The 22,575-nt window shown below is 68.9% G+C and carries 17 protein-coding genes and 1 pseudogene; 8 read left to right on the top strand and 10 right to left on the bottom strand.

Annotated features, from left to right (window positions below):
- The first annotated feature begins 112 nt into the window (after nucleotides 1-112).
- The 3 genes from ACFYNL_RS08535 (at nucleotide 113) to ACFYNL_RS08525 (ending at nucleotide 2,212) form a co-directional block, all read left to right on the top strand.
- The gene (locus tag ACFYNL_RS08535; protein WP_388798713.1) at nucleotides 113-589 is read left to right on the top strand and encodes an ATP-binding protein; all 477 of its coding nucleotides are present in this window, start codon (nucleotides 113-115) and stop codon (nucleotides 587-589) included.
- 70 nt (nucleotides 590-659) lie between these two features.
- Nucleotides 660-794, top strand: coding sequence for a hypothetical protein (locus tag ACFYNL_RS08530; RefSeq protein ID WP_388800661.1), 135 nt, complete (start codon nucleotides 660-662; stop codon nucleotides 792-794).
- On the top strand, nucleotides 776-2,212 hold the full coding sequence (locus ACFYNL_RS08525; RefSeq protein ID WP_388798710.1) for a family 43 glycosylhydrolase: 1,437 nt from the start codon (nucleotides 776-778) through the stop codon (nucleotides 2,210-2,212). The genes ACFYNL_RS08530 and ACFYNL_RS08525 overlap by 19 nt, the downstream gene beginning before the upstream one ends.
- Nucleotides 2,213-2,246: 34 nt before the next feature.
- Here ACFYNL_RS08525 and ACFYNL_RS08520 read toward each other — a convergent pair whose 3' ends face one another.
- The 10 genes and pseudogenes from ACFYNL_RS08520 to ACFYNL_RS08475 form a co-directional block, all read right to left on the bottom strand.
- Entirely contained in the window at nucleotides 2,247-4,094 is a 1,848-nt protein-coding gene (locus ACFYNL_RS08520; RefSeq protein WP_388798707.1) for an Hsp70 family protein, read from the bottom strand.
- The gene (locus ACFYNL_RS08515) at nucleotides 4,088-5,377 is read right to left on the bottom strand and encodes a P-loop NTPase fold protein (protein ID WP_388798704.1); all 1,290 of its coding nucleotides are present in this window, start codon (nucleotides 5,375-5,377) and stop codon (nucleotides 4,088-4,090) included. Before ACFYNL_RS08515 ends, ACFYNL_RS08520 begins: the two co-directional genes overlap by 7 nt.
- Nucleotides 5,378-5,457: 80 nt before the next feature.
- Nucleotides 5,458-7,113: a pyridoxal phosphate-dependent aminotransferase gene (locus tag ACFYNL_RS08510; protein ID WP_388798701.1), complete on the bottom strand. Its 1,656-nt coding sequence runs from the start codon at nucleotides 7,111-7,113 to the stop codon at nucleotides 5,458-5,460.
- Nucleotides 7,114-7,301: 188 nt separating this feature from the next.
- A pseudogene (locus ACFYNL_RS08505) lies at nucleotides 7,302-8,363 on the bottom strand (aldose epimerase family protein); the annotation flags it as partial.
- Nucleotides 8,364-8,411: 48 nt separating this feature from the next.
- Nucleotides 8,412-9,656: a multiple monosaccharide ABC transporter permease gene (mmsB, locus tag ACFYNL_RS08500; RefSeq protein ID WP_388798698.1), complete on the bottom strand. Its 1,245-nt coding sequence runs from the start codon at nucleotides 9,654-9,656 to the stop codon at nucleotides 8,412-8,414.
- Nucleotides 9,653-11,203, bottom strand: a complete 1,551-nt coding sequence (gene mmsA / locus ACFYNL_RS08495; protein ID WP_388798693.1) for a multiple monosaccharide ABC transporter ATP-binding protein — start codon at nucleotides 11,201-11,203, stop codon at nucleotides 9,653-9,655. The genes mmsB and mmsA overlap by 4 nt, the downstream gene beginning before the upstream one ends.
- Before the next feature lie 33 nt (nucleotides 11,204-11,236).
- Nucleotides 11,237-12,349 carry a multiple monosaccharide ABC transporter substrate-binding protein gene (gene chvE, locus ACFYNL_RS08490; RefSeq protein ID WP_388798689.1) on the bottom strand — a complete coding sequence of 371 codons (1,113 nt, stop codon included), beginning with the start codon at nucleotides 12,347-12,349 and terminating at the stop codon, nucleotides 11,237-11,239.
- 138 nt (nucleotides 12,350-12,487) lie between these two features.
- Nucleotides 12,488-13,456: a hypothetical protein gene (locus tag ACFYNL_RS08485; protein WP_388798686.1), complete on the bottom strand. Its 969-nt coding sequence runs from the start codon at nucleotides 13,454-13,456 to the stop codon at nucleotides 12,488-12,490.
- Between the two features lie 121 nt (nucleotides 13,457-13,577).
- Nucleotides 13,578-14,582, bottom strand: a complete 1,005-nt coding sequence (locus tag ACFYNL_RS08480; RefSeq protein ID WP_388798682.1) for a zinc-binding dehydrogenase — start codon at nucleotides 14,580-14,582, stop codon at nucleotides 13,578-13,580.
- A 169-nt stretch (nucleotides 14,583-14,751) separates the two neighbouring features.
- A complete protein-coding gene (locus tag ACFYNL_RS08475; protein WP_388798679.1) occupies nucleotides 14,752-15,915 on the bottom strand; it encodes a mandelate racemase/muconate lactonizing enzyme family protein in 1,164 nt (387 codons plus the stop codon).
- Between the two features lie 560 nt (nucleotides 15,916-16,475).
- Here ACFYNL_RS08475 and ACFYNL_RS08470 point away from each other — a divergent pair.
- From ACFYNL_RS08470 to yjfF, 5 genes are all read left to right on the top strand, one after another.
- The gene (locus tag ACFYNL_RS08470; RefSeq protein ID WP_388800538.1) at nucleotides 16,476-17,492 is read left to right on the top strand and encodes a LacI family DNA-binding transcriptional regulator; all 1,017 of its coding nucleotides are present in this window, start codon (nucleotides 16,476-16,478) and stop codon (nucleotides 17,490-17,492) included.
- A gap of 154 nt (nucleotides 17,493-17,646) precedes the next feature.
- A complete protein-coding gene (locus tag ACFYNL_RS08465) occupies nucleotides 17,647-18,648 on the top strand; it encodes an ABC transporter substrate-binding protein (protein ID WP_388798676.1) in 1,002 nt (333 codons plus the stop codon).
- Nucleotides 18,649-18,748: 100 nt separating this feature from the next.
- Nucleotides 18,749-20,287, top strand: coding sequence for a sugar ABC transporter ATP-binding protein (locus ACFYNL_RS08460; protein ID WP_388798673.1), 1,539 nt, complete (start codon nucleotides 18,749-18,751; stop codon nucleotides 20,285-20,287).
- Nucleotides 20,284-21,384 carry an ABC transporter permease gene (locus tag ACFYNL_RS08455; RefSeq protein WP_388798670.1) on the top strand — a complete coding sequence of 367 codons (1,101 nt, stop codon included), beginning with the start codon at nucleotides 20,284-20,286 and terminating at the stop codon, nucleotides 21,382-21,384. Before ACFYNL_RS08460 ends, ACFYNL_RS08455 begins: the two co-directional genes overlap by 4 nt.
- Nucleotides 21,381-22,421: a galactofuranose ABC transporter, permease protein YjfF gene (yjfF, locus tag ACFYNL_RS08450; protein ID WP_388798667.1), complete on the top strand. Its 1,041-nt coding sequence runs from the start codon at nucleotides 21,381-21,383 to the stop codon at nucleotides 22,419-22,421. The genes ACFYNL_RS08455 and yjfF overlap by 4 nt, the downstream gene beginning before the upstream one ends.
- Nucleotides 22,422-22,575: the final 154 nt, after the last annotated feature.

Below are 22,575 nucleotides of genomic sequence, written 5' to 3'. Positions count from 1 at the left end.
CTCATGGTCACGGTTGGTGACGAGTACTGTCCACCCCGTCACCATGTACGCTGCCGCAGCGTACGCGGCGCTCACCTGGTGAACTGCCGCTTCGGCCCGCCAGATTGGGGCCATGCCCGCACCCCGCACCCCCCAACCGCCGGTCACCGTACGTGTGTTCTGCCAGCGCTTCAGTGCCACCCCGCGCGGCGCCCGTCTGGCCCGGCACCTCGCCCTGAATCAGCTCCACGTCTGGGGCGTCCCGCACGGCAGCGAGGCCGCCGAGTCCGTTGCCGTGATCGTCGCCGAGCTGGCGGCCAACGCCGTGACCCATGGCCGGGTACCCGGGCGGGACTTCGAGCTGCGGCTCTCCCTGCCCACGGGCGGCATCCGCGTCGAGGTCAGTGACACCCGTACCGAGGAGCGCCCCCCGAAGCCCGGCGACGTACGGCCGCCGCGCCCTCTCGACGAACACGGCCGGGGTCTCCTCCTCGTCGAGGCGATGGCCGACCGGTGGGAGGTGGTGGACCGGGAGGCGCCGCCCGGGAAGACCGTCCGCGCGGAGGTGGACCTGCCGCGGTGGCTGTCACTCGTCGACGCTCGTCGGTGAGGGCTCGGGGCGGAAGCGGCTGTGCAAACCATTGACGCGCACGTGGTTGGACTCTACGGTCCGTTCGGGCATGCGAGCACCGTCCGAAATATCGATCAGGTCGTCGCCCCCACTGCACCCCTACTACGACCGCACCGCCAACGGCACGCCCAAGCCGGGCGTCAACCCTCTGAACTGGAGCAGCGGATGGCCCGTCGCATACTGACCCTGCTGGCGGCACTGCTGCTCGCGATCGGCCTCGGTCAGCCGTCCGCGAGCGCCGCCTCGTTCGCCAACCCGGTCAAGTCCGTCAAGGGCGCCGACCCCTGGATCTCGTACCACGACGGCAACTACTACCTCGTGACGACAAGTTGGACGGACGTCATCACCATCCGCAAGTCCGCCACCCTCGCCGGGCTCTCCACCGCCCCCAGCGTGCAGGTGTGGAAGGGCGACGCGGCCTCGCGGTGCTGCAACATCTGGGCGCCCGAGCTGCACTTCCTCAACGGGCGCTGGTACCTGTACTACGTCGCCGGGCAGAACGTCGCCGACTACAACCCGACGCAGCGCAGCCATGTGCTGGAGAGCGCCGGCTCCGACCCGATGGGGCCGTACACCTACAAGGGACAGCTCAGCAACGCGTGGATGCTCGACCCGAGCGTGCTGAACGTGGGCGGCAGGCTGTACATGCTGGGCAGCGCGATCACCGAGGGCACGCAGAACCTCGTCATCGCGCCGATGTCCAACCCGTACACCGTCAGCGGTGCCTACTCGACGATCTCGCGCCCGACGTACGCCTGGGAACGGCAGGGCGGCACCGTGAACGAGGGCGCCGAGGTGCTGCAACGCAACGGACGCACCTTCCTCGTCTACTCCGCGAGCGGCTGCTGGACACCCGACTACAAGCTGGGACAACTGGAGCTGACCGGCTCCAACCCCCTCTCCGCCTCCTCCTGGACGAAGAAGTCCACGCCGGTCTTCCAGCGCAACGACGCGAACGGGGTGTACGGGCCCGGTCACAACGGCTTCTTCACCTCACCGGACGGGCGCGAGAACTGGATCGTCTACCACGCCAACGACTCCGCCTCGGAGGGCTGCGACAACGGCCGTACGACCCGGGCGCAGAAGTTCACCTGGAACTCCGACGGCACGCCCGACTTCGGCACCCCGGTCCGGCTGGGCGCGAGCATGACCGGCCCGTCGGGTGAGCCGGCGTCCGCTTCCACGACCTACACCGTCACCAACCGCAACAGCGGCAAGTGCCTCGACGTGGCCGGGGGGTCGACGGCCGACGGCACCGATGTCCACCAGTGGGCGTGCAGCGGCGGCAACAACCAGAAGTGGCGGCTCGAAGACCTCGGCGACGACACCCATCGCCTGGTCAACGTGGCCACCGGCAAGGTCCTCGACACCGCCGACTGCTCGTCCGCCGACGGTGCCGACCTGCGCCAGTGGTCGTGGCTGAACAACACCTGCCAACGCTTCCAGTTCGTGGCCACCGACGCCGGCTACGTCCGCATCGTCAACAAGGCGACGGGCAAGGTGGCGGACGTGGCGAACTGCGGCACGGCGGACGGGGCCGACGTACGTCAGTGGACCTGGTTGAACAACGCCTGCCAGCAGTGGCGTCTCAACCCGGCCTAGCCTCCGGCACCGACGCGACGGCCCGGGGCGCCTGTCAGAAGATCAGCTTCTCGATCTCGGTCAGGCGCCCCAGCAACTGGTCACGGATGTGCGCGCGGATCTTCTCCACCAACTCGTCGACCTTCCCCTCGTCGAGGGAGAGCGCCTCGATGTCCTTGACCATCTTGCGTACGGTCCACCGGTCCGCGGCCTCCAGGATCGCCGGCCCACCCCACTGCCACGCCACCCGTGCCATCTCCACGTAGGGATTGCCGGGCCGACCGGGCTGCAGGGGACCGCGGTTCTGCTGCTCGATCATCCTTCGCTGCTGGGAGACCGCCCAGCCGGCCCGTCCCGAGCGGAGGGTGTTCTTGCTCTTCACGTAGTCCACCAGACGCTCGGTCAGGGTCTCGGCGACGCTGAGCGGCAGCTGGAACTTCAGGTCCAGGGCGTCGTGGGGTACCCCGTGCTCCCGGCAGAGGGAGCTGACCCGCTCACCCAGGCGCTCGTTCAGGGCTGTCCGCAGCTCTCCGACGGCCAGGGGTTCGCCCTCGCCCTCGACGAGACTGCGTGCCCGTGCCTCGTCGCTGCCAGGGGCATCCCGCATGGTGCGTACCGCCCGGGCCAAGCTCCGCTGAAGCTCCGCGAAACCGTCCGCGATGTGCTCCCTGGACAACTCCTCCAGCTCCGGCTCGTCCAGCAGCGCGTCCAGTGCCGCCCGGAACCGCTCCAGGCGCAGCTCCGTGTAACCGGCCAGAGCCAGGCCCCGGGCCACCGAGAAGGCGGGCTCCGGGTCGTTGTGCACCACCGCGTCGGGGAAGACCTCGGCGCAGAGCCGCCTGGTGAACGGCATACGGGAGCCGCCCCCGGTGAGCACCACCTGGTCGGGGCCCTCGTCCCCCGCCATGCCGCGTGCCTGCGCCAGCAGGGCGCGGAACTCCTCGGCCCAGCCGCCGGGGGCCGCCACCAGGGCGGGGATCTCCAGGGCGCGCAGCCATCCCCAGGCCAGCTCGACGATCGGCAGGAAACGCGGGTTGACGGGCTGGTTGATGATCTCGGCCTGCGCGCCGGTGAACTGCGCCTCCTTCGCGCGGCGGCAGGCCAGCAGCAGGAACTCCCGGCCGCCGTCCGCCGCGAGCGCCTCCCCGAGGATCTCGTTGCCGCGGAGCCGCTCGGTGACCAGGTCGGCGACCTGGAAGTCGATCCGGCGGCAGCCGAAGTCCGCCCCCAGGGGGAGGCTGCGGGGCTCCCTGTCGGTGATGAGGGTGAAGTCGGTGGTCGAGGAACCGATGTCGACCACGAGGACCCGCTCGGGCGGCGGCTGTTCGGCCATGCTCCGGTCCGCGGCGGAGTCCGGGCGACGAACATGGACGAGCGCCGCTTGTGACTCCGGCAGCAGCCGGGTGTTGATCCCGGGCATGCGCAGGAACCCCGCGTAGGCGTCGACCACCGCCGGGCTCCAGCCGGCGGGGTGGCCGACGACCATCATGGGCTCGGCGGCCTGGTCCGTCCGGTCAGGCTCCTCCGTTTCGTCGGTGTCGTCCGTTTCGTTGGTGCCGTCCGTTCCGCCGGTGTCGTCCGCCCGGTCCGCGAGGAACTCCGCCAGCAGCGCCTGGACGAACAGCACCGCCTCCGGGATCTCGAATCCCCTGGGCTTCGGTGCCTGCTTGAAGTTCAGGCTGAACTCGGCGGCGCCCGCCGCGTAGACCGCCTCCTCTCCGAGCAGGCGACGCCGGTCGGTGGCGGCTCGGGCCATGGCGGTGAGCACGCCGCGCTCTCCGGTGGTCCGGCGCTGGAAGACCTGGATGTCGCCCCCGCCGTCGCGGGTGGTCCAGGCGAGGGTGGTCTCGCCGTCGCCGAGGTCGAGCCCGATCACCAGGCCGTCGGGGGCGGTGTTCACCATGGGCTCGTCCCGCGCACCGGGGCGTCGTCGGGACCGGGATCGGTCGCCCCGCCGCTGGTCACGCTCAGCACCTCGGTCAGGGTTTCGATCTCGGTCTTCCCCGGCGGTGGTGGGAAGTCCAGCTCCACACGGCTGCTGGAGGTGGCGTACAGGAGGTCCTTGAGGTCCCGGTCGCGCTCGAAGATGAACAGCTCCTCCTGACGCAGGGTGCTGGGGTTCCCGTTGGCGGCCTCGTCCATGCGCTGCCAGGACTCGGGGCTGCGGTTGACCATGGTGTAGAACGCCGGGTGCTGCAGCCGGATGGTGAGCAGGACCGCCGCGTGCAGCATGCGCGCGCGACTGGGCGCGGAGTGCAGCCGCAGCGAGATGACGGTGAGGTTGAGCGCGTTGATGAAGCGGCGTACCCGGCGGGGGTTCTGGCCGTAGGCGACGCGGATCAGTTGCCACAGCGCCGGGTCGTCGCCGAGGCCGACGACCTCCTCGCGCAGGTGGCTGAACATGGACTCGAAGGTCACATGGGGCAGGTGGTACGGGAACTGGATCAGCTTCTCCAGGTAACGCCGGCCCATCTCCTCGTCGTTGTCGAACCGTTGGGCCATGGCCTTGGCGATCACCTGCTGGTCCATGGCCAGGACGAACACGCACGAGGCCTCACCGAGGAAGAGTTTCAGCGAGTCGAGGACGGTGGTCGCGGCCTCGGGGGTGCAGCGGTCCAGGTCGTCGATGAGGATCACCAGGCGCCCGCCTCCGGTGAACTCCTCGACGACCTCCGCGAAGTCGTGCTCGAACTGGTTGACGTGCCGGTACTCAAGAGGATTGCCCTCGTCCCAGGCCTCCTTGAGCGCGTCGGCGTCACTGGTCGAGACGAGACCGCCGCTGAGCGGCACCACCGCCTTGCGGGTCATCAGCCAGGCGGCGGTACGGCTCAGGGTGGCGGCCTTGTGGAGGGCGTGCTGGAGTCGTGTGCTCCGGTCGGCCTCGGGGCTCTCGGTGATCTTGGAGGCGATCTCGTCCAGGATGGTCTGGATCAGCGCGTGCCAGATCTCCTCCCGCTGGTCGTACTTCCAGGGGTTGAACGAGACCACCGGTATGTCCTGCTCTTCGAACAGGGAGCGGCAGATGTTCATGAAACTGGACTTGCCGGTCCCCCAGGCGCCGTAGAGGGCCACGCTGAGGGGGAGGTCGCGGGTTGCCTTGATCGCGTCGCACAGGACCCGGGCGTGCGGGAGGAAACCGAAGCGGTCGCCCTCCGAGCCGTTCACCGGGTTGTCGGTCAGCAGCATTCACACATGGTGACAGCCTGTTTCCCCTGTGTCAGGAGATCGTCGGGAAATCGGACCGGGGCTCCTGGAGGTACGCCGGGTCAGGCTCCCGCCGCGCTGGGCCAACTCTGGCTGTTCGGCCAGCCGGTCGCCGGGGCCGGTGCCAGACCGGGCCCTGTCGTCCCCCGCACCTGCGCGGCCGTGAGCCCGCCGCGTGCGGGGACCCCCGGGGGCGTGGGACCGGGCGGCACCACCGTCGCGGCCGGCGCCACGGGCGAGGGGAAGGGCATCGGCGCGGGGGTGGGGACGGCAGGAATCGGTGCGGCCGGAATCGGTGCCGGGGCGGGCGCCGGAGCGGCAGGGGCAGGGGCAGGGGCAGGGGCAGGGACGGGGGCGGCCGGGACGGGGGCGGGGGCGGCGGCAGCGGCCGGTGCCACCGGGACCGGCGCCGGCATGGGCATGCCGGTGCTCTGCGGGGCCGCCTGCGGCTGGGGCGCCGCGGGCATCCCGCCCCCCAGGGCCTGAGCGGCGAGGCCCTGTGTACCCGCGCCGTTGGTGGAGCTGACCAACCGGTCCACGGCCGCCGTACCCGAGCTGTAGTTGAATCCTGTACCCAGCTCGGGTACGGCGGCTCCCCTCCTGGACGTCCCGTAGAGCACCTGCTCCAGGCCGGACACCAGGCGACGCACGTCCACCTGGGGGCGCACCACGAGACGCAGGAAGCGGCTGGACGAACCGATCTTGTTTCCGCACTCGCGGACCAGGATCCGGTGCTCGGTGAGCAGCCGGTCCCGGACCACCGTGCCCTCGGCGCCGACGGGGAGGCGCACGAAGAGGAAGTTGCCCTGGGACGGGTAGACCGTCAGACCGGGCAGCGCGGAGAGCTGACTCGCCATGTCGAGGCGGTCCTTGCGCACCTGATGGAGGCTCTGCGCGTACTCGGCGCCGTGGTTCTTGAGCATGAACACCACGTGCTCGGCGAAGGCGTTGAGGTTCCACTTCGGCAGCATCGAGCGGACCATCCCGGCCAGGGCCGGGTTGGCGACCAGGTAGCCGAAGCGGATGCCGTGCAGACCGAAGTTCTTGCCGAGGCTGCGCAGCACGATGACGTTCGGCCGCAGCATCGCCTCCTGGACGACCGACGGCTCCTGCTCGGCGTCGGCGAACTCCAGGAAGGACTCGTCGACGACGACCAGGTCCAGGTCGGCCATCGCGTCCATGAACTGCACGAGCGCGTGCTTGTGGAGGTAACCCCCGTCGGGGTTGTTGGGGTTGCAGATCACCGCCACGCGGGTGCCCCTGGCCCGGATGAACTCGGCGTACTGCGCGAGATCCAGGGCGAAACCGCTGGACTCCTGGAGCGGGAACATGTCGACCCGCTTGCCGGTCTCCATCGGCTGGTCGGTCCAGCGGCCGAAGGTGGGGACGGGAACGGCGAGCGACTCACGGACCATCAGGTGGTCGATCCAGGTGATCAGTTCCGTGGAGCCGTTGCCCATCGCGACGCACTGCGGGGGGAGCTGGAGCAGGCTGCACAGCTCGGCCGTGATCGTGTCGGCACTGCTCGGGTAGTAGGTGATGATGTCCCGCAGCCTGGCCGCCATGTCCTGGAACATCTCCGGCGTCGGGAAGTACGGATTGCACGGAATGCAGAAGTCCACCGGCCCGGCCCCGTCGCCGCCCTCCCGCGTCAGCGCCGCCATCGACGGGCTGTGCGCCGCGGTGCTGCGGAACAGCGAGGTGACGTTGTCGGCCATGGAACCTCCGTATGGGGCGAACCCGGTGGGGGCGAGGACCGGGCCCGTCGTCTTTGGGTGGCCCGCGCGGGGGAGCACGGGCCACCCGTACATACGGAGGCTGGGGTGACACTGTTCAACCCCTGGGAAATCGCACAGGACTTGTGTGTCACCGGTGAAGATCCGTCGGCGGGCCGGCCGCCGGGGCGTCAGCAGCTGAACGAGTGGACGGTCGTCGACCGGTACGTCTGCCCCGGTCGCAGCAGGGTCGACGGGAACGTCGGCTGGTTCGGCGAGTCCGGGAAGTGCTGCGTCTCCAGGCACAGCGCGTCGCCCTGCCGGTAGGTGCGTCCGCTCGGGCCGACGAGGGTGCCGTCGAGGAAGTTGCCCGAGTAGAACTGCAGGCCCGGCTCGGTGGTCGCCAACCGCAGGGTCCGGCCGGAGGACGGGTCCTTCAGCGTGGCGACCCACTCGGGGCGCGGCGAGATGCCTTTGTCCAGCACCCAGTTGTGGTCGATGCCCTTGGCGTGCAGCAGCTGCGGGTGGCCCTCGCGCAGGCCCTCGCCGATGCGCTTGGTCCGGCGGAAGTCGAAGGGGGTGCCCGCGACGGGGGCGGGCTCACCGGTGGGGACGAGGCCCGCGTCGACGGGGGTGTAGCGGGACCCGGCGATCTTCAGCTCGTGGTTCTCGATCGTGCCGCTGCCCTCGCCGGCGAGGTTCCAGTACACATGGCTGGTGAGGTTGACGACCGTGGTCCTGTCGGTGGTGGCCTCGTAGTCGATGCGCCAGTCGCCGTGCTCGGTGAGGGTGTACGTCACCTTCGTCCTCAGCGTGCCCGGGTAGCCCATCTCGCCGTCGACGGAGGTGTAGTACAGGTGCAGGCCGACGTCGGGGCCCTCGGTGAACGGCTCGACGTCCCACACGCGCCTGTCGAAGCCCTCGGCGCCGCCGTGCAGGCTGTTCCCGCCGTCGTTGACGTCGACCTGGTGGGACTCGCCGTCGAGCGTGAACCGCCCCTTGCCGATGCGGTTGCCGAACCGGCCGATCAGGGCGCCGAAGTACGGGCTCCGGGCGACGTAGTCCTCGATGGCGTCGAAGCCCAGGCAGACGTTGGCGAGCCGGCCGTGGCGGTCCGGGACCTCCAGGGACTGCACGATGCCGCCGTAGGAGAGGACCTTCATACGGGTGCCGCCGCTGGCCAGCGACCAGCTGTGGATCTCGGTGCCGTCGGCGAGGGTGCCGAAGAGGGACTTCACCGGCGTGTTGCCTCCGTCGCTGAAAAGGACGGGGCCCCGCCTTCCGACGGGGCCCCGCGGTACTTACGAACCGACCTTGCGCTTGTTCCATACGTCGAACCCGACCGCCGCCAGCAGCACCAGGCCCTTGATGACCTGCTGCCAGTCGGTGCCGATGCCGACGAGGTTCATGCCGTTGTTCAGCACGCCCAGGACCAGGCCACCGATGATCGCGCCGAGGACGGTGCCGACGCCGCCGCTCATCGACGCGCCGCCGATGAACGAGGCCGCGATCGCCTCCAGCTCGAAGTTCAGGCCGGCCTTGGGGGAGGCCGCGTTGAAGCGGGCGGCGAAGACCAGACCCGCCAGGGCCGCGAGCATGCCCATGTTCACGAAGATCAGGAAGGTGACCTTCTTGTCCTTCACACCCGACAGCTTGGCCGCGGGCAGGTTGCCGCCGATGGCGTAGATGTGGCGGCCGATGATCGCGTTGCGCATCACGTAACCGAAGCCGACCAGGAGCACGCCCAGGACCAGCAGCACGATCGGGGCGCCCTTGTAGCTGGCGAGCAGCATCGTCAGCGTGAGGATGGCGGCGGCGAGCGCGACCAGCTTCAGCAGGAACAGGTTGAAGGGCGGGACGTCGAGGTTGAACTCCTGCTGGCGGCGGCGGTCACGGAACTCCTGGAAGACCACGAACGCGATCATCGCGAAGCCCAGCAGCAATGTGAGGTTGTGGTAGTTCGTGTTCGGGCCGACCTCCGGCAGGAAGCCGTTGGAGACCTTCTGCAGCCCCTCCGGGAACGGGCCGAGGGTCTGGCCCTCCAGGAAGATCTCGGTCAGACCGCGGAAGATCAGCATGCCCGCCAGGGTCACGATGAACGAGGGTATGCCGCCGTACGCGATGAAGAACCCCTGTACGGCACCCGCGAGGGCGCCCACGGCCAGGCACAGCAGCACGGCGACTGTCCACGGCATGTCGTTCTTCACCATGAACACGGCGGCCATGGCGCCGACGAACGCCGTCAGTGATCCCACCGACAGATCGATGTGGCCCGCGATGATGACCAGCATCATGCCGATCGCGAGGATCAGGATGTAGCTGTTCTGCAGCACCAGGTTGGAGACGTTGCGCGGCAGCAGCAGGTCGCCGTCGGTCCACACGGCGAACAGCGCCACGATCAGGCCGAGGGCGATCAGCATGCCGTACTGCCGCATGTTGCGGCGCATGCCGTCCAGGACCAGCTGGAGCAGGCCGTCGCCCGCTGCTCCTCCGCTCTTGCCCGGCGGCGCGGGGGCCGGGCTCTTGGCGGTCACATCCGTGCTCATCGGGTTACCTCTTTGTCCTTAGTCATCTGACGCATCAGCGATTCCTGCGAGGCCTCGGCCCGCGAGAACTCGCCGGTCAGCCGCCCCGCGGCCATCGTGTAGATGCGGTCACACATGCCGAGCAGCTCCGGCAGCTCGGAGGAGATGAAGACGACCGCCTTGCCCTGGGCGGCCAGCTGGTCGATGACCGTGTAGATCTCGTACTTGGCACCGACGTCGATGCCGCGCGTCGGCTCGTCCAGGATCAGCACGTCCGGACCCGCGAAGATCCACTTGCTGAGGACGACCTTCTGCTGATTGCCGCCGGACAGCTTGCCCACCGGCTCGAAGACGGTCGGCGCCTTGATGTTCATGGACTTGCGGAAGCCCTCGGCGACCTGCCGTTCCTCGTGCTCGTCGACCACGCCCCGCTTGGCGACCTTGCCCAGCGCGCTGAGCGAGATGTTGCGGTTGATGGTGTCGATGAGGTTGAGGCCGTAGTGCTTGCGGTCCTCGGTGACGTACGCGATGCCGTGCTTGACCGCCTCGGGGACGGTCTTCGTACGGATCTCCTTGCCGTCCTTGAGGACCGTGCCCCCGTGGTACCGGCCGTAGGTGCGCCCGAAGACGCTCATCGCCAGTTCGGTGCGGCCGGCGCCCATGAGGCCCGCGATGCCGACGATCTCGCCGCGCCGGACCTGGATCGAGACGTCGTCGACGACCTTGCGCTGCTGGTCGATCGGGTGGTGCACGGTCCAGTTGCGGATCTCCAGCGCGGGGGCCGCGCCCTCCTCCGGCTCGTGCGGGGTGCGCTCCGGGAACCGGTGCTCCAGGTCCCGGCCGACCATGCCGCTGATGATCCGGTCCTCGGTGGTCTCCGGGGCCTTCACATCGAGCGTCTCGATGGTCTGGCCGTCCCGGATGATCGTCACCGAGTCGGCGACCTTGCGGATCTCGTTGAGCTTGTGGGAGATGATGATCGAGGTGATGCCCTGCTTCTTCAACTCCAGGATGAGATCCAGGAGTTTGCCGCTGTCCTCGTCGTTCAGGGCCGCGGTCGGCTCATCCAGGATGAGCAGCTTGACCTTCTTCGACAGCGCCTTGGCGATCTCCACCAGCTGCTGCTTGCCCACTCCGATGTCGGCGACGCGAGTGTCCGGGTGGTCGCTGAGCCCCACCCGCCGCAGCAGCTCGGTGGCGTGCCGCAGGGTCTCCCTCCAGTCGATGAACCCGCTCTTGGCGTGCTCGTTGCCGAGGAAGATGTTCTCCGCGAGGGAGAGGTACGGCGACAGCGCCAGCTCCTGGTGGATGATGACGATGCCGCGCTGCTCGCTCGCCCGGATGTCCTTGAACTCGCAGACCTCGCCCTCGAAGAGGATGTCCCCCTCGTAGGTGCCGTGCGGGTGGACGCCGGAGAGGACCTTCATCAGGGTCGACTTGCCGGCGCCGTTCTCCCCGCAGATGGCGTGGACCTCGCCCTGCTGGACGGTCAGTGTGACGTCCGACAGCGCTTTGACGCCGGGAAAGGTCTTGACGATCGAGCGCATTTCCAGGACGGGTCCCGCCATGGTCGTGCCTTCCAATCAGAGTGTGCCGGCGGGTTACTTGAGGTCGCTCGCCTTGATGTAGCCGGAGTCCACGACTTCCTTCTGGTAGTTGGTCTTGTCGACGGCGACCGGCTCCAGCAGGAAGGCCGGGACGACCTTCGAGCCGTTGTCGTAGGTCTTGGTGTCGTTGACCTCGGGCTTCTTCTTGTTGAGCAGGGCGTCGACCATGTTCGAGGCCACCTTGGCGAGCTCGCGGGTGTCCTTGTAGACGGTCATCGCCTGCTCGTCGGCGATGATCGACTTCACCGAGGCGACCTCGGCGTCCTGACCGGTGACGACCGGCAGCGGCTTGTTCTTGGAGCCGTAGTCGTCCGACTTCAGGGCCGACAGGATGCCGATGGAGATGCCGTCGTACGGCGAGAGGACCGCGTCGACGCGCTCGCTCTTGTACGCCGAGGTCAGGATGTCGTCCATGCGCTTCTGGGCGGTGCCGCCGTCCCAGCGCAGGGTGGTGACCTGGGTCAGCTTGGTCTGGCCGGAGCGGACGACGAGCTGCTTCTTGTCGATGTAGGGCTGCAGCACCTTCATCGCGCCGCCGAAGAAGTACCGGGTGTTGTTGTCGTCGTTGGAGCCGGCGAACAGCTCGATGTTGAAGGGACCCTTCTTGGAGCCGTCCTTCAGGCCGAGCTTGTCGACGATGTAGTTGGCCTGGAGCTCGCCGACCTTCTCGTTGTCGAAGGAGGCGTAGTAGTCGACGTTCGGCGTGCCCAGGATCAGGCGGTCGTAGGAGATGACCGGGATGTTCGCGTCCTTGGCCTGCTGGAGCACGTTGTTCATCGACTTGTTGTCGATGGCCGCGACGATCAGCGCCTTCACACCCTGGGTGATCAGGTTCTCGATCTGCGAGACCTGCTGGTCCGGGTCGTCCTCGCCGTAGACCAGGGTGGTCTTGTAGCCCTTGGACTCCAGGTCCGCCTTGACGTTGTTGCCGTCGGCGATCCAGCGCTCGGAGGACTTGGTCGGCATCGCGATGCCGATGGTGCCGCCCTTGGCGTCGCCCGCCTCCTCCTTGCTGCCGCCCTCGCCGCTCTGGCCGCAGGCGGACAGGGTCAGGGCGAGGGAGGCGGCGGAGGCTATGGCGGCGATTGCGGCTCGGCGAGTGCGCATGGTCATACATCCTTGATGTGGTGGGGCGGGGCTCGGTCCGGCCGTGCGGGCGCCCTGAGGGGGAGGGGACCGAGAAGTGGGGTGTGTCGGATTGTGTGCGACTGCGTCTTGTTCTGTGAAGGGGACTTGTCCGGAACGTTATGCGGGAATTTCGAACCGTCTCAGCGTCCCGGGCAGCCGTGAGCCGAGAGGCGCCATGTCGCCGTCGGCTCCGTGCCGTGCGAGGAGGTCCAGCGCCAGGCGTCCGCGCCGGACGCGTTCCTTGGCGGTGGCCAGGGTCAGCTCTCGCATGTGGTGCCCGTAGGGGTAGATCCCCGGGGCCTTGGAGAGCCCGAACTTCAGGTAGAGCGGTGCGCCGCGCCGGATCAGCTCGGCGACCTCGTACATCCGGATGTAACCGCCCAGATCGTCGGGGGCCTCGATGTACATGTCCATCGGGGCGCCGGAGACGCGGCGGATCTCGGTGAGGTGATCCAGCGTCAGGTCGCTCGGCACGTTGATCGAGTCGCCGCCGAGGTTCTCGTACACGGCGTACGCCGTCGGATTGACCGGACCGATCAGCGCCGACACCTTGAGCGTCGTGTCGGCGGGCAGGATCCCCGCGACCCGCGCCCGGTGCAGCGTCCACAGCACACCCTCGTCGGCGACGAGGAGGCACTTCACGCCCAGCTCGGTGGCGCGTACGGCGTCCTCGACGCAACCGGCGACCGCGTCGTGGCCCCGGGCGCGCAGTCCGCCGCCCTTGGAGTCGGTACGGGTGGAGCCGCCGATGTCCCAGGTGCCGCGCGGGCCGGTGAACAGGCAGAGCTCGATGTCGCGTTCGGCGGTCGCCTCCACCATCTCGGTGATCTCGGCGTCGGTGAGCATCCAGACACCGCTGCCCTGGCTGATCCGGTGGATCGGCACATCGAGCCGCGAGGACTCCTTGAGGACCACGGCGAGCGCTTCGGGGCCCTCCACGGAGGGAACCTCGGTGCGCCAGCGGCCACCACCGGGGAAGGTGTGCGGGGAGGCGTCGGAGGGGTCGAGGGCGGGTGCCCCCAGGCCGAGTGCGGCGAGCGCCTGCTCGCCGGGTCGGCGCGGCGTCGGAGGGGTCGTGTCGGTCACAAGCTGTCCTTCGTGTTCGATATTTCGGACGACGGTCGCGGCTCTGGGCGTGCGGGGCTGTGGATGTACGCCGGTACGAAGTCGTCAGGAGCCCCGTACCGGCGTACGACTCAGGGGTGTGTCATGGCCGCAGCAGGACCTTTCCGACCTTCGGGTCGCCGGACCCCACCAACTCGATGGCCTGCGCGAACTCCTCCAACGGAAGCTCATGCGTGACAAGCGGCAGCGGGTCGAGGAGTCCCGCCCCGAAGACCCGCACGGTGTGTGCCCAGGCCTCCGGCGCCGCGCCGAACACGGTCTGCACCTCCAGCTGCCGCACGACGAGATCGGTCGGGTCGAGCCCGTCCGCGCCCGGCGCGGGGATGCCCGTCAGGACCAGCCGTCCACCGCGGCGCAGCAGGGCGGCGGCGGTGCGCGCCGCGTCCGCGGACCCGGCGGTCTCGATGACGACGTCGAAGTCGTCGGGAAGTTCCTCGTCCTTGGTGCGGAAGTCCGTGGCGCCGAACCGCCTCGACAGCTCGGCCCGGTCCGGACGCGTTCCCACGACCAGCAACTCGGCCGGCGAGCCCGCCTTCAGGAACTGGACGGCGAACATCCCGAGCGTCCCCGTGCCCACCACGGCCACCCGCTCGCCCGGCACCGCGTTCGCCTTGAGCGCGGCGGCCGCGATGCACGCGGCCGGCTCCAGCAGCGCCGCCGCCGTCAGGTCCGCGTCGTCCGGCAGCACGTGCAGCAGTCGGGCGGGAAGCGTGAGTGTGGTGGCCATGGCGCCCGGCTGGGTGAAGCCGGTCTCCTCGTAGCCCGCCGTGCACAGGGTGGTCTCGCCCGCGTGGCAGCGGTCGCAGACCTGGCAGTTCCGGAAGCCCTCGCCCACGACCTTGCGGCCCACCAGGCCCGAAGGGACGCCGTCGCCGACCGCGGCCACCGTTCCGGACCACTCGTGGCCCGGCGTGAGCGGGTAGCGGACGTACCCCTGCGGCCGGGTGCCCTGGAAGACCTCGCGGTCACTGCCGCAGATCCCCGAGGCGTGCACCCGGACCAGGGCCTCGCCCGCTTCCGGCTGCCGGGGCTCGTGCGGGACGAGCCGGTGCTCACCCGGAGCCTCGATCACGACGGCGGTGCTCACTGGGTCCTCCCGGGGCCTGGGTCGGCGGTGGCGTCGTCCGCCCGCAGGGCGGTCCGGGCGGCGGCGGAGGTCTCTCCGCGCGAGCCCGGCTTCGCACGGGTGCCGGGCGTCGCCCGGCAGGAGCCACCTCCGACCCGGGTCCCGGCGCCGGGCCGAGGGGTGTGGGCGCTCACACGGTGCCCTTGGGCTTGCGCTGCTCCCAGCCCTCGGCCCACAGGTCGAACCGGGCCTGCTGCTGCGGGAACTCCGCGACGGCGTCGACGTCCAGCTCCACGCCGAGACCGGGCTCGTGGGAGAGGTGGAAGCAGCCGTCCTCGGGGTTCACCTGGGGGGCGCCCTTGACGACCTTCTTGATCTCCGCGTCCGCGAAGTCGTTGAAGTGTTCGAGGATCTTGAAGTTGGGGGCGGTGAAGCCGACCTGGAGGGAGGCGGCGGTCAGCACGGGCCCGCCCACGTTGTGGGGCGCGACCAGCATGTAGTGCGTCTCCGCGGTGGCGGCCAGCTTGCGGGTCTCCCAGATGCCGCCGATGTGGCCGACGTCCGGCTGGATGATGTCCACGGCCTGGCTCTCGAAGAGCTCCCGGAACTCGATGCGGTCGTGGATGCGCTCACCGGTGGCGACCGGCATGTCGACCTTGGCGGCGACCTTCTCCAGCGCCTTCAGGTTCTCCGGCGGCACCGGCTCCTCCAGCCACGCGGGCTTGAAGGGCGCCAGCTCCTTGGCCAGGCGGACGGCGGTGGCGGGGGAGAACCGGCCGTGCATCTCCAGCATCAGCTCGGCGTCCGGGCCGATGGCGTCGCGCACGGCTTCGATCAGGGAGACGGCGTACAGGCTCTGCTCGTGGTCGAGCTCGAAGTGGCCGGTCCCGAACGGGTCGATCTTGAGCGCCCGGTAACCGCGCTCCATGACCCCCTGGGCCGCCTTGTGGTACGCCTCGGGCGTCCGCTCGGTGGTGTACCAGCCGTTGGCGTACGCCTTGACCTTGTCGGTGACCTTGCCGCCGAGCAGCTGCCAGACCGGTACGCCGAGCGCCTTGCCCTTGATGTCCCAGCAGGCCATCTCGATCACGGCGATGCCGGACATCACGATCTCGCCGGCCCGGCCGTAGTCGCCGTACTTCATCCGCTTGACGAGGTCCTCGACAGCGAATGGGTCGGAGCCGAGAATGTGATTGGTCTTCGCCTCGTGCAGATAGCCGAGGAGCGCGTCGGTGTGGCCCAGCATGCGGGTCTCGCCGACGCCGGTGAGCCCCTCGTCGGTGTGCACCTGGACGTAGGTCAGGTTTCGCCACGGCGTTCCGACCACGTGTGTGCTGATTCCCGTGATGCGCACGGTACTCCCTGTCCTCTTCGGTCTGTTCGAAATTTCGGCACTCGTTCGAAATGCTGGTCGCGACAGTAGGGACGACCACATGCGAGTGTCAATGGGTCTACAAACAACGGTTTCGATGCGGCGCCGGAAGCGGTCGGTGAGGCGGATGCGGCGGGGTTCGCCAGGGGATCGCGGAGCTCTTCGAAGGTATCCGCACGCCTCCCTCGGTGGACCCTCGGAACGCTTCTGACCAGGTGAAAAGCCCGCGTCCCCGCTACCTCGGCCGCCCGTCGCGTTACTCAACCGTGACGACTTCCCTGACGCAGCCCTCTTGACCGGCAGGAATTGTTAGCGCTCACAATACGTCCGCATCCACCAGTCGGCCCCGACGGCATGCAAGGAGGTATGAGCGTCGTGTCAGCAGTGCATCAACTCGCCTTCCCGCCCCGTGCCGTTGGCTCTTCCGGAACCCCGGCATGACTCGGCCGGCGCCGCACCAGCGGCCCTCGGTACAGGTCTTATCGGCAGACGACCGCCCAGGAGGTGCGGCTGTGCCCCGCTCGCAGCTTCGGCCGCCCACCATGGCCGACGTGGCACGCCAGGCCGGTGTGTCCCATCAGACCGTGTCCCGCGTACTGGGGGACCACCCCAACGTGCGGGACGAGACACGGGCCAAGGTGCTGCGCGCGATCGAGGAGATGGGCTACCGCCGCAACTTCTCCGCCCGGGCCCTGGCGACCCGGCGCACCCGGACCCTGGGTGTGGTCGCCTCCAACACCACGCTCTACGGTCCGGCCAGTACGTTGTTCGCGCTGGAGGAGGCGGCGCGCGCCGAGGGCTATCTGGTCTCGACGGTCAGTCTGCGCAGACTGACGGTGGAGACGCTGTCCGAGGCCCTGGACCGCCTCAGTGAAGGCGGGGTGGAGGGGGTCGTCGCCATCGCCCCGCAGCGGTCGGCGGTCGAGGCCCTCGCCGAGCTTCGCCATCCGTTCCCGGTGGTGGCCGTGGGCACCGGCTCGGGCGCCGGAGTCCCCAGCGTCAACGTGGATCAGCGGCTGGGCGCGCGGCTGGCCACCAGTCATCTGCTCGCCGCGGGCCACCGCAGGGTCTGGCATCTCGCCGGGCCCGAGTACTGGCAGGAGGCGGTGGACCGGGTCGACGGCTGGCGGGCGGCCCTCGAAGAGGCGGACGTGGAACCACCGATGCTGCTGCGGGGGGACTGGAGCCCGCTGTCGGGCTACCGGGCCGGCCAGGAACTGGCGGGCTGGGTGGGACGCGGCCTGACCGCCGTCTTCGTGGCCAACGACCAGATGGCACTGGGGGTGTTGCGGGCGCTGCGTGAGGCGGGCGTGCGTACGCCCCAGGACGTCGCGGTGGTCGGCTTCGACGACATTCCGGAGTCGGAGTTCTTCGCCCCACCGCTCACCACCGTCCGGCAGGACTTCGCGACGGTGGGCCAGCGGAGCATCGCCCTGCTGCTGGACCTGATCGAGGGCCGTACCCCCTCCGGGACGTCCCACGTCTCCATCGAACCCCAACTCGTCGTCCGCGCAAGCACGTTCCCGTACCTTCCGCAATCGGGAGCCGCTCCCGGCTGACGCCGCACCACACGGTCGCATTTTCGCCCTCCGGGCAGTGTGGCCGAAATTTCGAACAATGATCGACAGGCTGGACGCAGTGCAGCCGGTCCACACGAGTACCCACCGAGTACCAGCGGTCCATCCCCGGGCCGGCTCTTCAAAGGAGAAGAACATGCTCAACAGACGGAACTTCCTCACTGCGGCGGTCGGCGTGGCGGCCACGGCCGGTCTGGCGGCCTGCGCCAAGGAGGACGGCCCCTCCTCCGACTCCTCCGGCGGCGGCAGCAAGGCGATCACCCTCGGCTTCGCCCAGGTCGGTTCCGAGAGCGGCTGGCGCACCGCCAACACCGACTCGGTGAAGTCGGCCGCCAAGGAGGCGGGCTTCAAGCTGCAGTTCTCCGACGCGCAGCAGAAGCCGGAGAACCAGATCTCCGCGATCCGCAGCTTCATCGCGCAGAAGGTGGACGTCATCGCCTTCTCGCCGGTGGTCGTCACCGGCTGGGACGCCGTGCTCAAGGAGGCCAAGGCGGCGAAGATCCCGGTCGTCCTGACCGACCGGTCCGTCGACAGCGACGAGTCCCTGTTCGTCACCCTGGTCGGCTCCGACTTCACCGACGAGGGCCGCCGCGCCGCCAAGATCCTGGAGAAGGTCCTGGAGAAGGCCGGCCACAAGGGCAAGGTGAAGATCGCCCAGCTGGAGGGCACGACCGGTGCCGCCCCCGCGATCGAGCGCGCCAAGGGCTTCAAGGAGGTCATGGACGCCGAGCACAAGGACGACTGGGAGATCGTCGCCAGCCAGAGCGGTGACTTCACCCGGGCCGGCGGCAAGCAGGTCATGACGGCCTTCCTGCAGTCCAACCCGGACATCGACGTGCTGTTCGCGCACAACGACGACATGGGTCTCGGCGCCATCCAGGCCATCGAGGCGGTCGGCAAGAAGCCCGGCAAGGACATCCTCATCGTCACGGTCGACGGCGTGAAGGACGGCTTCATCGCCATGTCCGAAGGCAAGATCAACGCGATCGTCGAGTGCAACCCGCTGCTCGGCCCCCAGCTCATGGACGTCGTCAAGAAGGTCCACGCCGGCGAGCAGGTCGAGCGCTGGATCAAGACCAAGGAGAGCGACTTCATGCAGGACCAGGCCAAGGACGCGCTCCCCACCCGTAAGTACTGACCGACCGCACCCATCGGCAGGGAGCCTCCGGCCGGCCGGCGACCGTCCGGTCCCGGGAGGCTCCCTGCGGGCCTGAACCCATTTCAAGAGGAGCGCTGCCATGGCAGAGCCGCGGCCCGTCCTGGAGATGACGGGCATAGTCAAAGAGTTTCCGGGGGTACGGGCTCTGTCGGGCGTCGACTTCCGGCTCTTCCCCGGCGAGATCCACGCCCTCATGGGCGAGAACGGGGCCGGGAAGTCCACCCTCATCAAGGTGCTGACCGGGGTCTACTCCCTGGACGGCGGCACCATCACCCTCGACGGCAGGGCCGTGCGGATCGGCAGCCCGCTGGAGGCCCAGCACGCCGGCATCAGCACGGTCTACCAGGAGGTCAACCTCTGCCCCAACCTCTCGGTGGCGGAGAACATCTTCATCGGCCGTGAACCCACCCGCGCGGGGCGCATCCAGTGGAAGCAGATCCGCAAGCAGGCCGCGGAGATGGTCGACCGGCTCGGCCTCGACATCGATGTGACGGCGCCGCTGTCCTCGTACCCGCTGGCCGTGCAGCAACTGGTCGCGATCGTACGGTCGGTGGGCCACGGCGACAGCGACGGCGAGGGGTCCGGCACCAAGGTGCTCGTCCTGGACGAGCCCACCTCCAGCCTCGACCGCGACGAGGTCCTCGAACTCTTCCGCCTGATGCGGCGCTTGCGGGACGAGGGCGTCGCGATCCTGTTCGTGTCGCACTTCCTCGACCAGATCTACGAGATCTGCGACCGCATGACCGTGCTGCGCAACGGCACCCTGGTCGGCGAGCACATGGTGGCCGACCTCGACCAGGTCGGGCTGATCGAGCTGATGATCGGCAAGGCCCTGGACCAGCTGGAGGAACTGCACGAGCACCAGCTGCGCTCCGACGTCGGCGAGACGCTCGTCAAGGCCGAGGGCCTCGGCCGCACCGGCGGTGTCGCCCCCTTCGACCTGGAGATCAAGAAGGGCGAGGTGCTCGGCCTCGCCGGACTGCTCGGCTCCGGCCGCACCGAACTGGCCCGGCTGCTGTTCGGCGCCGACCAGCCCGACAGCGGCAAGGTGACCGTCGCCGGCAAGCAGGTCTCGATGAGCGCCCCCAACGACGCCATCGGCGCCGGTGTCGCGTTCTGCTCGGAGAACCGCAAGACCGAGGGCCTCGTCCCCGACCTCACGGTGCGCGAGAACATCATCCTCGCCCTCCAGGCGTCCCGCGGCTGGACCCGGCCCATCCCGGTCTCCCAACGCGACGAACTCGTCGCCAGGTACATCGAGGCCCTCGACATCCGCCCCGCCAACCCCGAGGCCCGCGTCGGCCAGTTGAGCGGCGGCAACCAGCAGAAGGTGCTGCTCGCCCGCTGGCTGATCACCCAGCCGAAGCTGCTGATCCTCGACGAGCCCACGCGCGGCATCGACGTCGGCGCCAAGGCGGAGATCCAGAAGCTCGTGGTCTCGCTCTCCGAGGACGGCATGTCCGTGCTGTACATCGCGGCCGAACTGGAGGAGGTGCTCCGGCTCAGCCACACCATCGGAGTGCTGCGCGACCGCAAGCTCGTGGCACAGCTGACCAACGGGCCGGAGATCACCACCAGCAAGATCCTGGAGACCATCGCGAGCGGAGAGCACAAGTGAGTACCCCGGCAGTGACCACCCCCTCCCGCTGGCGAGCACTGACGCACCACCACCTGTTCTGGCCGGTCGCGGTCCTGATCACCCTGCTGCTCGTCAACGTCCCCTTCACGCCCGACTTCTTCGCGATCCGGATGGCGGACGGCCACCTCTACGGCAGTCTCGTCTCGATCGTGCTGTTCGGCTCGCCGCTGATCCTGGTGGCGGTCGGCATGACCCTGGTCATCGCCACCGGAGGCATCGACCTCTCCGTCGGCGCCGTGGTCGCCATCACCGGCGCCCTGACCTGTTCGTACATCAGCGACCAGGCCGACCAGAACGCGCTGGCGGGGGTCTTCCTCGCCATGGGCATCGGCCTGGTGGCGGCGGTCGTCTGCGGCCTGTGGAACGGCTTCCTGGTCGCCCGGATGGGCATCCAGCCCATCATCGCGACCCTCATCATCATGGTCGCCGGACGCGGCGTCGCCCAGCTGATCACCGACGGCCAGATCATCACCATCAACAGCGAGCCGTACAAGCTCATCGGCGGTGGCTACTGGCTGACCCTGCCCTTCTCCATCTTCGTGGTGGCCGCCGTGGTGGCCGTCACCGCCGTCCTGACCCGCCGTACGGCGCTCGGCCTGCTCGTCGAGTCGGTCGGCGGCAACGCCGAGGCCAGTCGCCTGGTCGGCATCCGCTCCCGGCGCATCAAGATCATGGTGTACATGTTCTGCGCCCTGTGCGCGGGCATCGCCGGCCTGATGATCAGCTCCAACACCTCGGCCGCGGACGGCAACAACGCCGGCCTGTGGATCGAGCTGGACGCGATCCTCGCCGTCGTCATCGGTGGCACCTCGCTGCTCGGCGGCCGGTTCTCCATCGGCGGCACCGTGATCGGCGCCCTCGTCATCCAGACCCTGACCACCACGATCTACACCATCGGCGTTCCCACCCAGACCAACCTGGTCTTCAAGGCCGCCGTCGTCATCGTCGTCTGCCTGCTGCAGTCCCCGAAGTTCCGGGCCAAGGTCTTCGGCGCGAAGGGACGCGCCCGGACCACCGCCCCGGCGGAGCCCGCCACCCCGGCCGACGCCGCCCCGAAGATGGAGGTGTCGCGATGAGCGCGACCACCAAGACCCGTACGGCAGCGGAAGGCAGTACGGCGTCCAAGCCGGCACCGGCGTCCGCGGCCGCGCGCCTGCTCGGCGACCGGCGGTTGCCCGTCCTGGTCACGGCCGGCCTGTTCCTCGCGATGTACATCGGCGGGCTCAGCCGCTACCAGAACTACGGTTTCGGTGAACCGCAGGTCTTCCTCAACCTGTTCATCGACAACGGCTATCTGCTGGTCGCCGCCGTCGGCGCCACCTTCGTCATCATGTCCGGCGGCATCGATCTGTCCGTCGGTTCGCTGATCGGCTTCACCACCATGTTCACGGCGTGGCTGGTGGAGCGTCAGGGCCTGCCGCTGCTGCTGGTCATCCCGCTCGCCCTGGGCGTGGGCGCGTTCGGTGGCTTCCTCATGGGCTATGTGATCCACAACTTCGAGATCCAGCCCTTCATCGTGACCCTCGCCGGCCTCTTCCTCTTCCGGGGCCTGTGCCTGGTCATCAGCAAGGAGTCCATCTCCATCAGCGACTCCACGGTGAGCAGCATGGCCCAGACCCGGGTGTCGCTCGGACTGGGGGAGTTGTCGATCGGCGCCATCGTCGCCCTGGTCGTCCTCGCCGCCGCCTTCTTCATACTCCACTACACGCGCTTCGGCCGCCGGGTGTACGCCATCGGCGGCAACGAGCAGTCGGCGCTGCTGATGGGGCTTCCGCTGGGCGGCACGAAGATCGCCGTGTACACGGTGAGCGGCTTCTGCTCGGCGCTGGCCGGCCTGCTGTTCATGCTGTACATCCAGTCCGGTGACCCGCTGCACGCCGTCGGCATGGAACTCGACGCGATCGCCGCGGTCGTCATCGGAGGCACCCTGCTGACGGGCGGCTCCGGTTACGTCCTGGGCACCCTGTTCGGCGTCCTGGTGCTGGGCCTGATCAAGAGCATCATCCAGTTCGAGGGCACGCTCAGCTCCTGGTGGACGAAGATCGCCACGGGTGTGCTGCTGTGCGCGTTCATCCTGATCCAGCGGGCGATGACGGCGCGTAAGCAGACCTAGGTGGACCTGGGCTCCTGAGCCGACGTGGCCCGTCGCACGCCGTAGGTGCGACGGGCCACGTGACGTTCGTGAGGACCCGCCGCGGAGGATCGCGCCGAATAGTCGGGCTTGACCCCCACCGACCAAACCGGAAACGCCAATTCCGCACACAACT

Origin of the sequence: Streptomyces sp. NPDC007808 (assembly GCF_042868655.1) — a bacterium.
Classification (GTDB): domain Bacteria; phylum Actinomycetota; class Actinomycetes; order Streptomycetales; family Streptomycetaceae; genus Streptomyces.
Note: the sequence above shows the minus strand (reverse complement) of the source record. Positions and strands in the feature narration are given on the sequence as shown.

Excerpts from the sequence above, each read along its gene's own strand:
- ACFYNL_RS08460 (WP_388798673.1), top strand. The coding sequence starts at position 18,749 with ATGGCAGAGCCGCGGCCCGTCCTGGAGATGACGGGCATAGTCAAAGAG.
- ACFYNL_RS08465 (WP_388798676.1), top strand. The coding sequence starts at position 17,647 with ATGCTCAACAGACGGAACTTCCTCACTGCGGCGGTCGGCGTGGCGGCC.
- ACFYNL_RS08525 (WP_388798710.1), top strand. The coding sequence starts at position 776 with ATGGCCCGTCGCATACTGACCCTGCTGGCGGCACTGCTGCTCGCGATC.
- mmsB (WP_388798698.1), bottom strand. The coding sequence starts at position 9,656 with ATGAGCACGGATGTGACCGCCAAGAGCCCGGCCCCCGCGCCGCCGGGC.
- ACFYNL_RS08535 (WP_388798713.1), top strand. The coding sequence starts at position 113 with ATGCCCGCACCCCGCACCCCCCAACCGCCGGTCACCGTACGTGTGTTC.
- ACFYNL_RS08470 (WP_388800538.1), top strand. The coding sequence starts at position 16,476 with ATGGCCGACGTGGCACGCCAGGCCGGTGTGTCCCATCAGACCGTGTCC.
- mmsA (WP_388798693.1), bottom strand. The coding sequence starts at position 11,203 with ATGGCGGGACCCGTCCTGGAAATGCGCTCGATCGTCAAGACCTTTCCC.
- ACFYNL_RS08520 (WP_388798707.1), bottom strand. The coding sequence starts at position 4,094 with ATGGTGAACACCGCCCCCGACGGCCTGGTGATCGGGCTCGACCTCGGC.
- ACFYNL_RS08530 (WP_388800661.1), top strand. The coding sequence starts at position 660 with ATGCGAGCACCGTCCGAAATATCGATCAGGTCGTCGCCCCCACTGCAC.
- yjfF (WP_388798667.1), top strand. The coding sequence starts at position 21,381 with ATGAGCGCGACCACCAAGACCCGTACGGCAGCGGAAGGCAGTACGGCG.
- ACFYNL_RS08510 (WP_388798701.1), bottom strand. The coding sequence starts at position 7,113 with ATGGCCGACAACGTCACCTCGCTGTTCCGCAGCACCGCGGCGCACAGC.
- ACFYNL_RS08515 (WP_388798704.1), bottom strand. The coding sequence starts at position 5,377 with ATGCTGCTGACCGACAACCCGGTGAACGGCTCGGAGGGCGACCGCTTC.
- chvE (WP_388798689.1), bottom strand. The coding sequence starts at position 12,349 with ATGCGCACTCGCCGAGCCGCAATCGCCGCCATAGCCTCCGCCGCCTCC.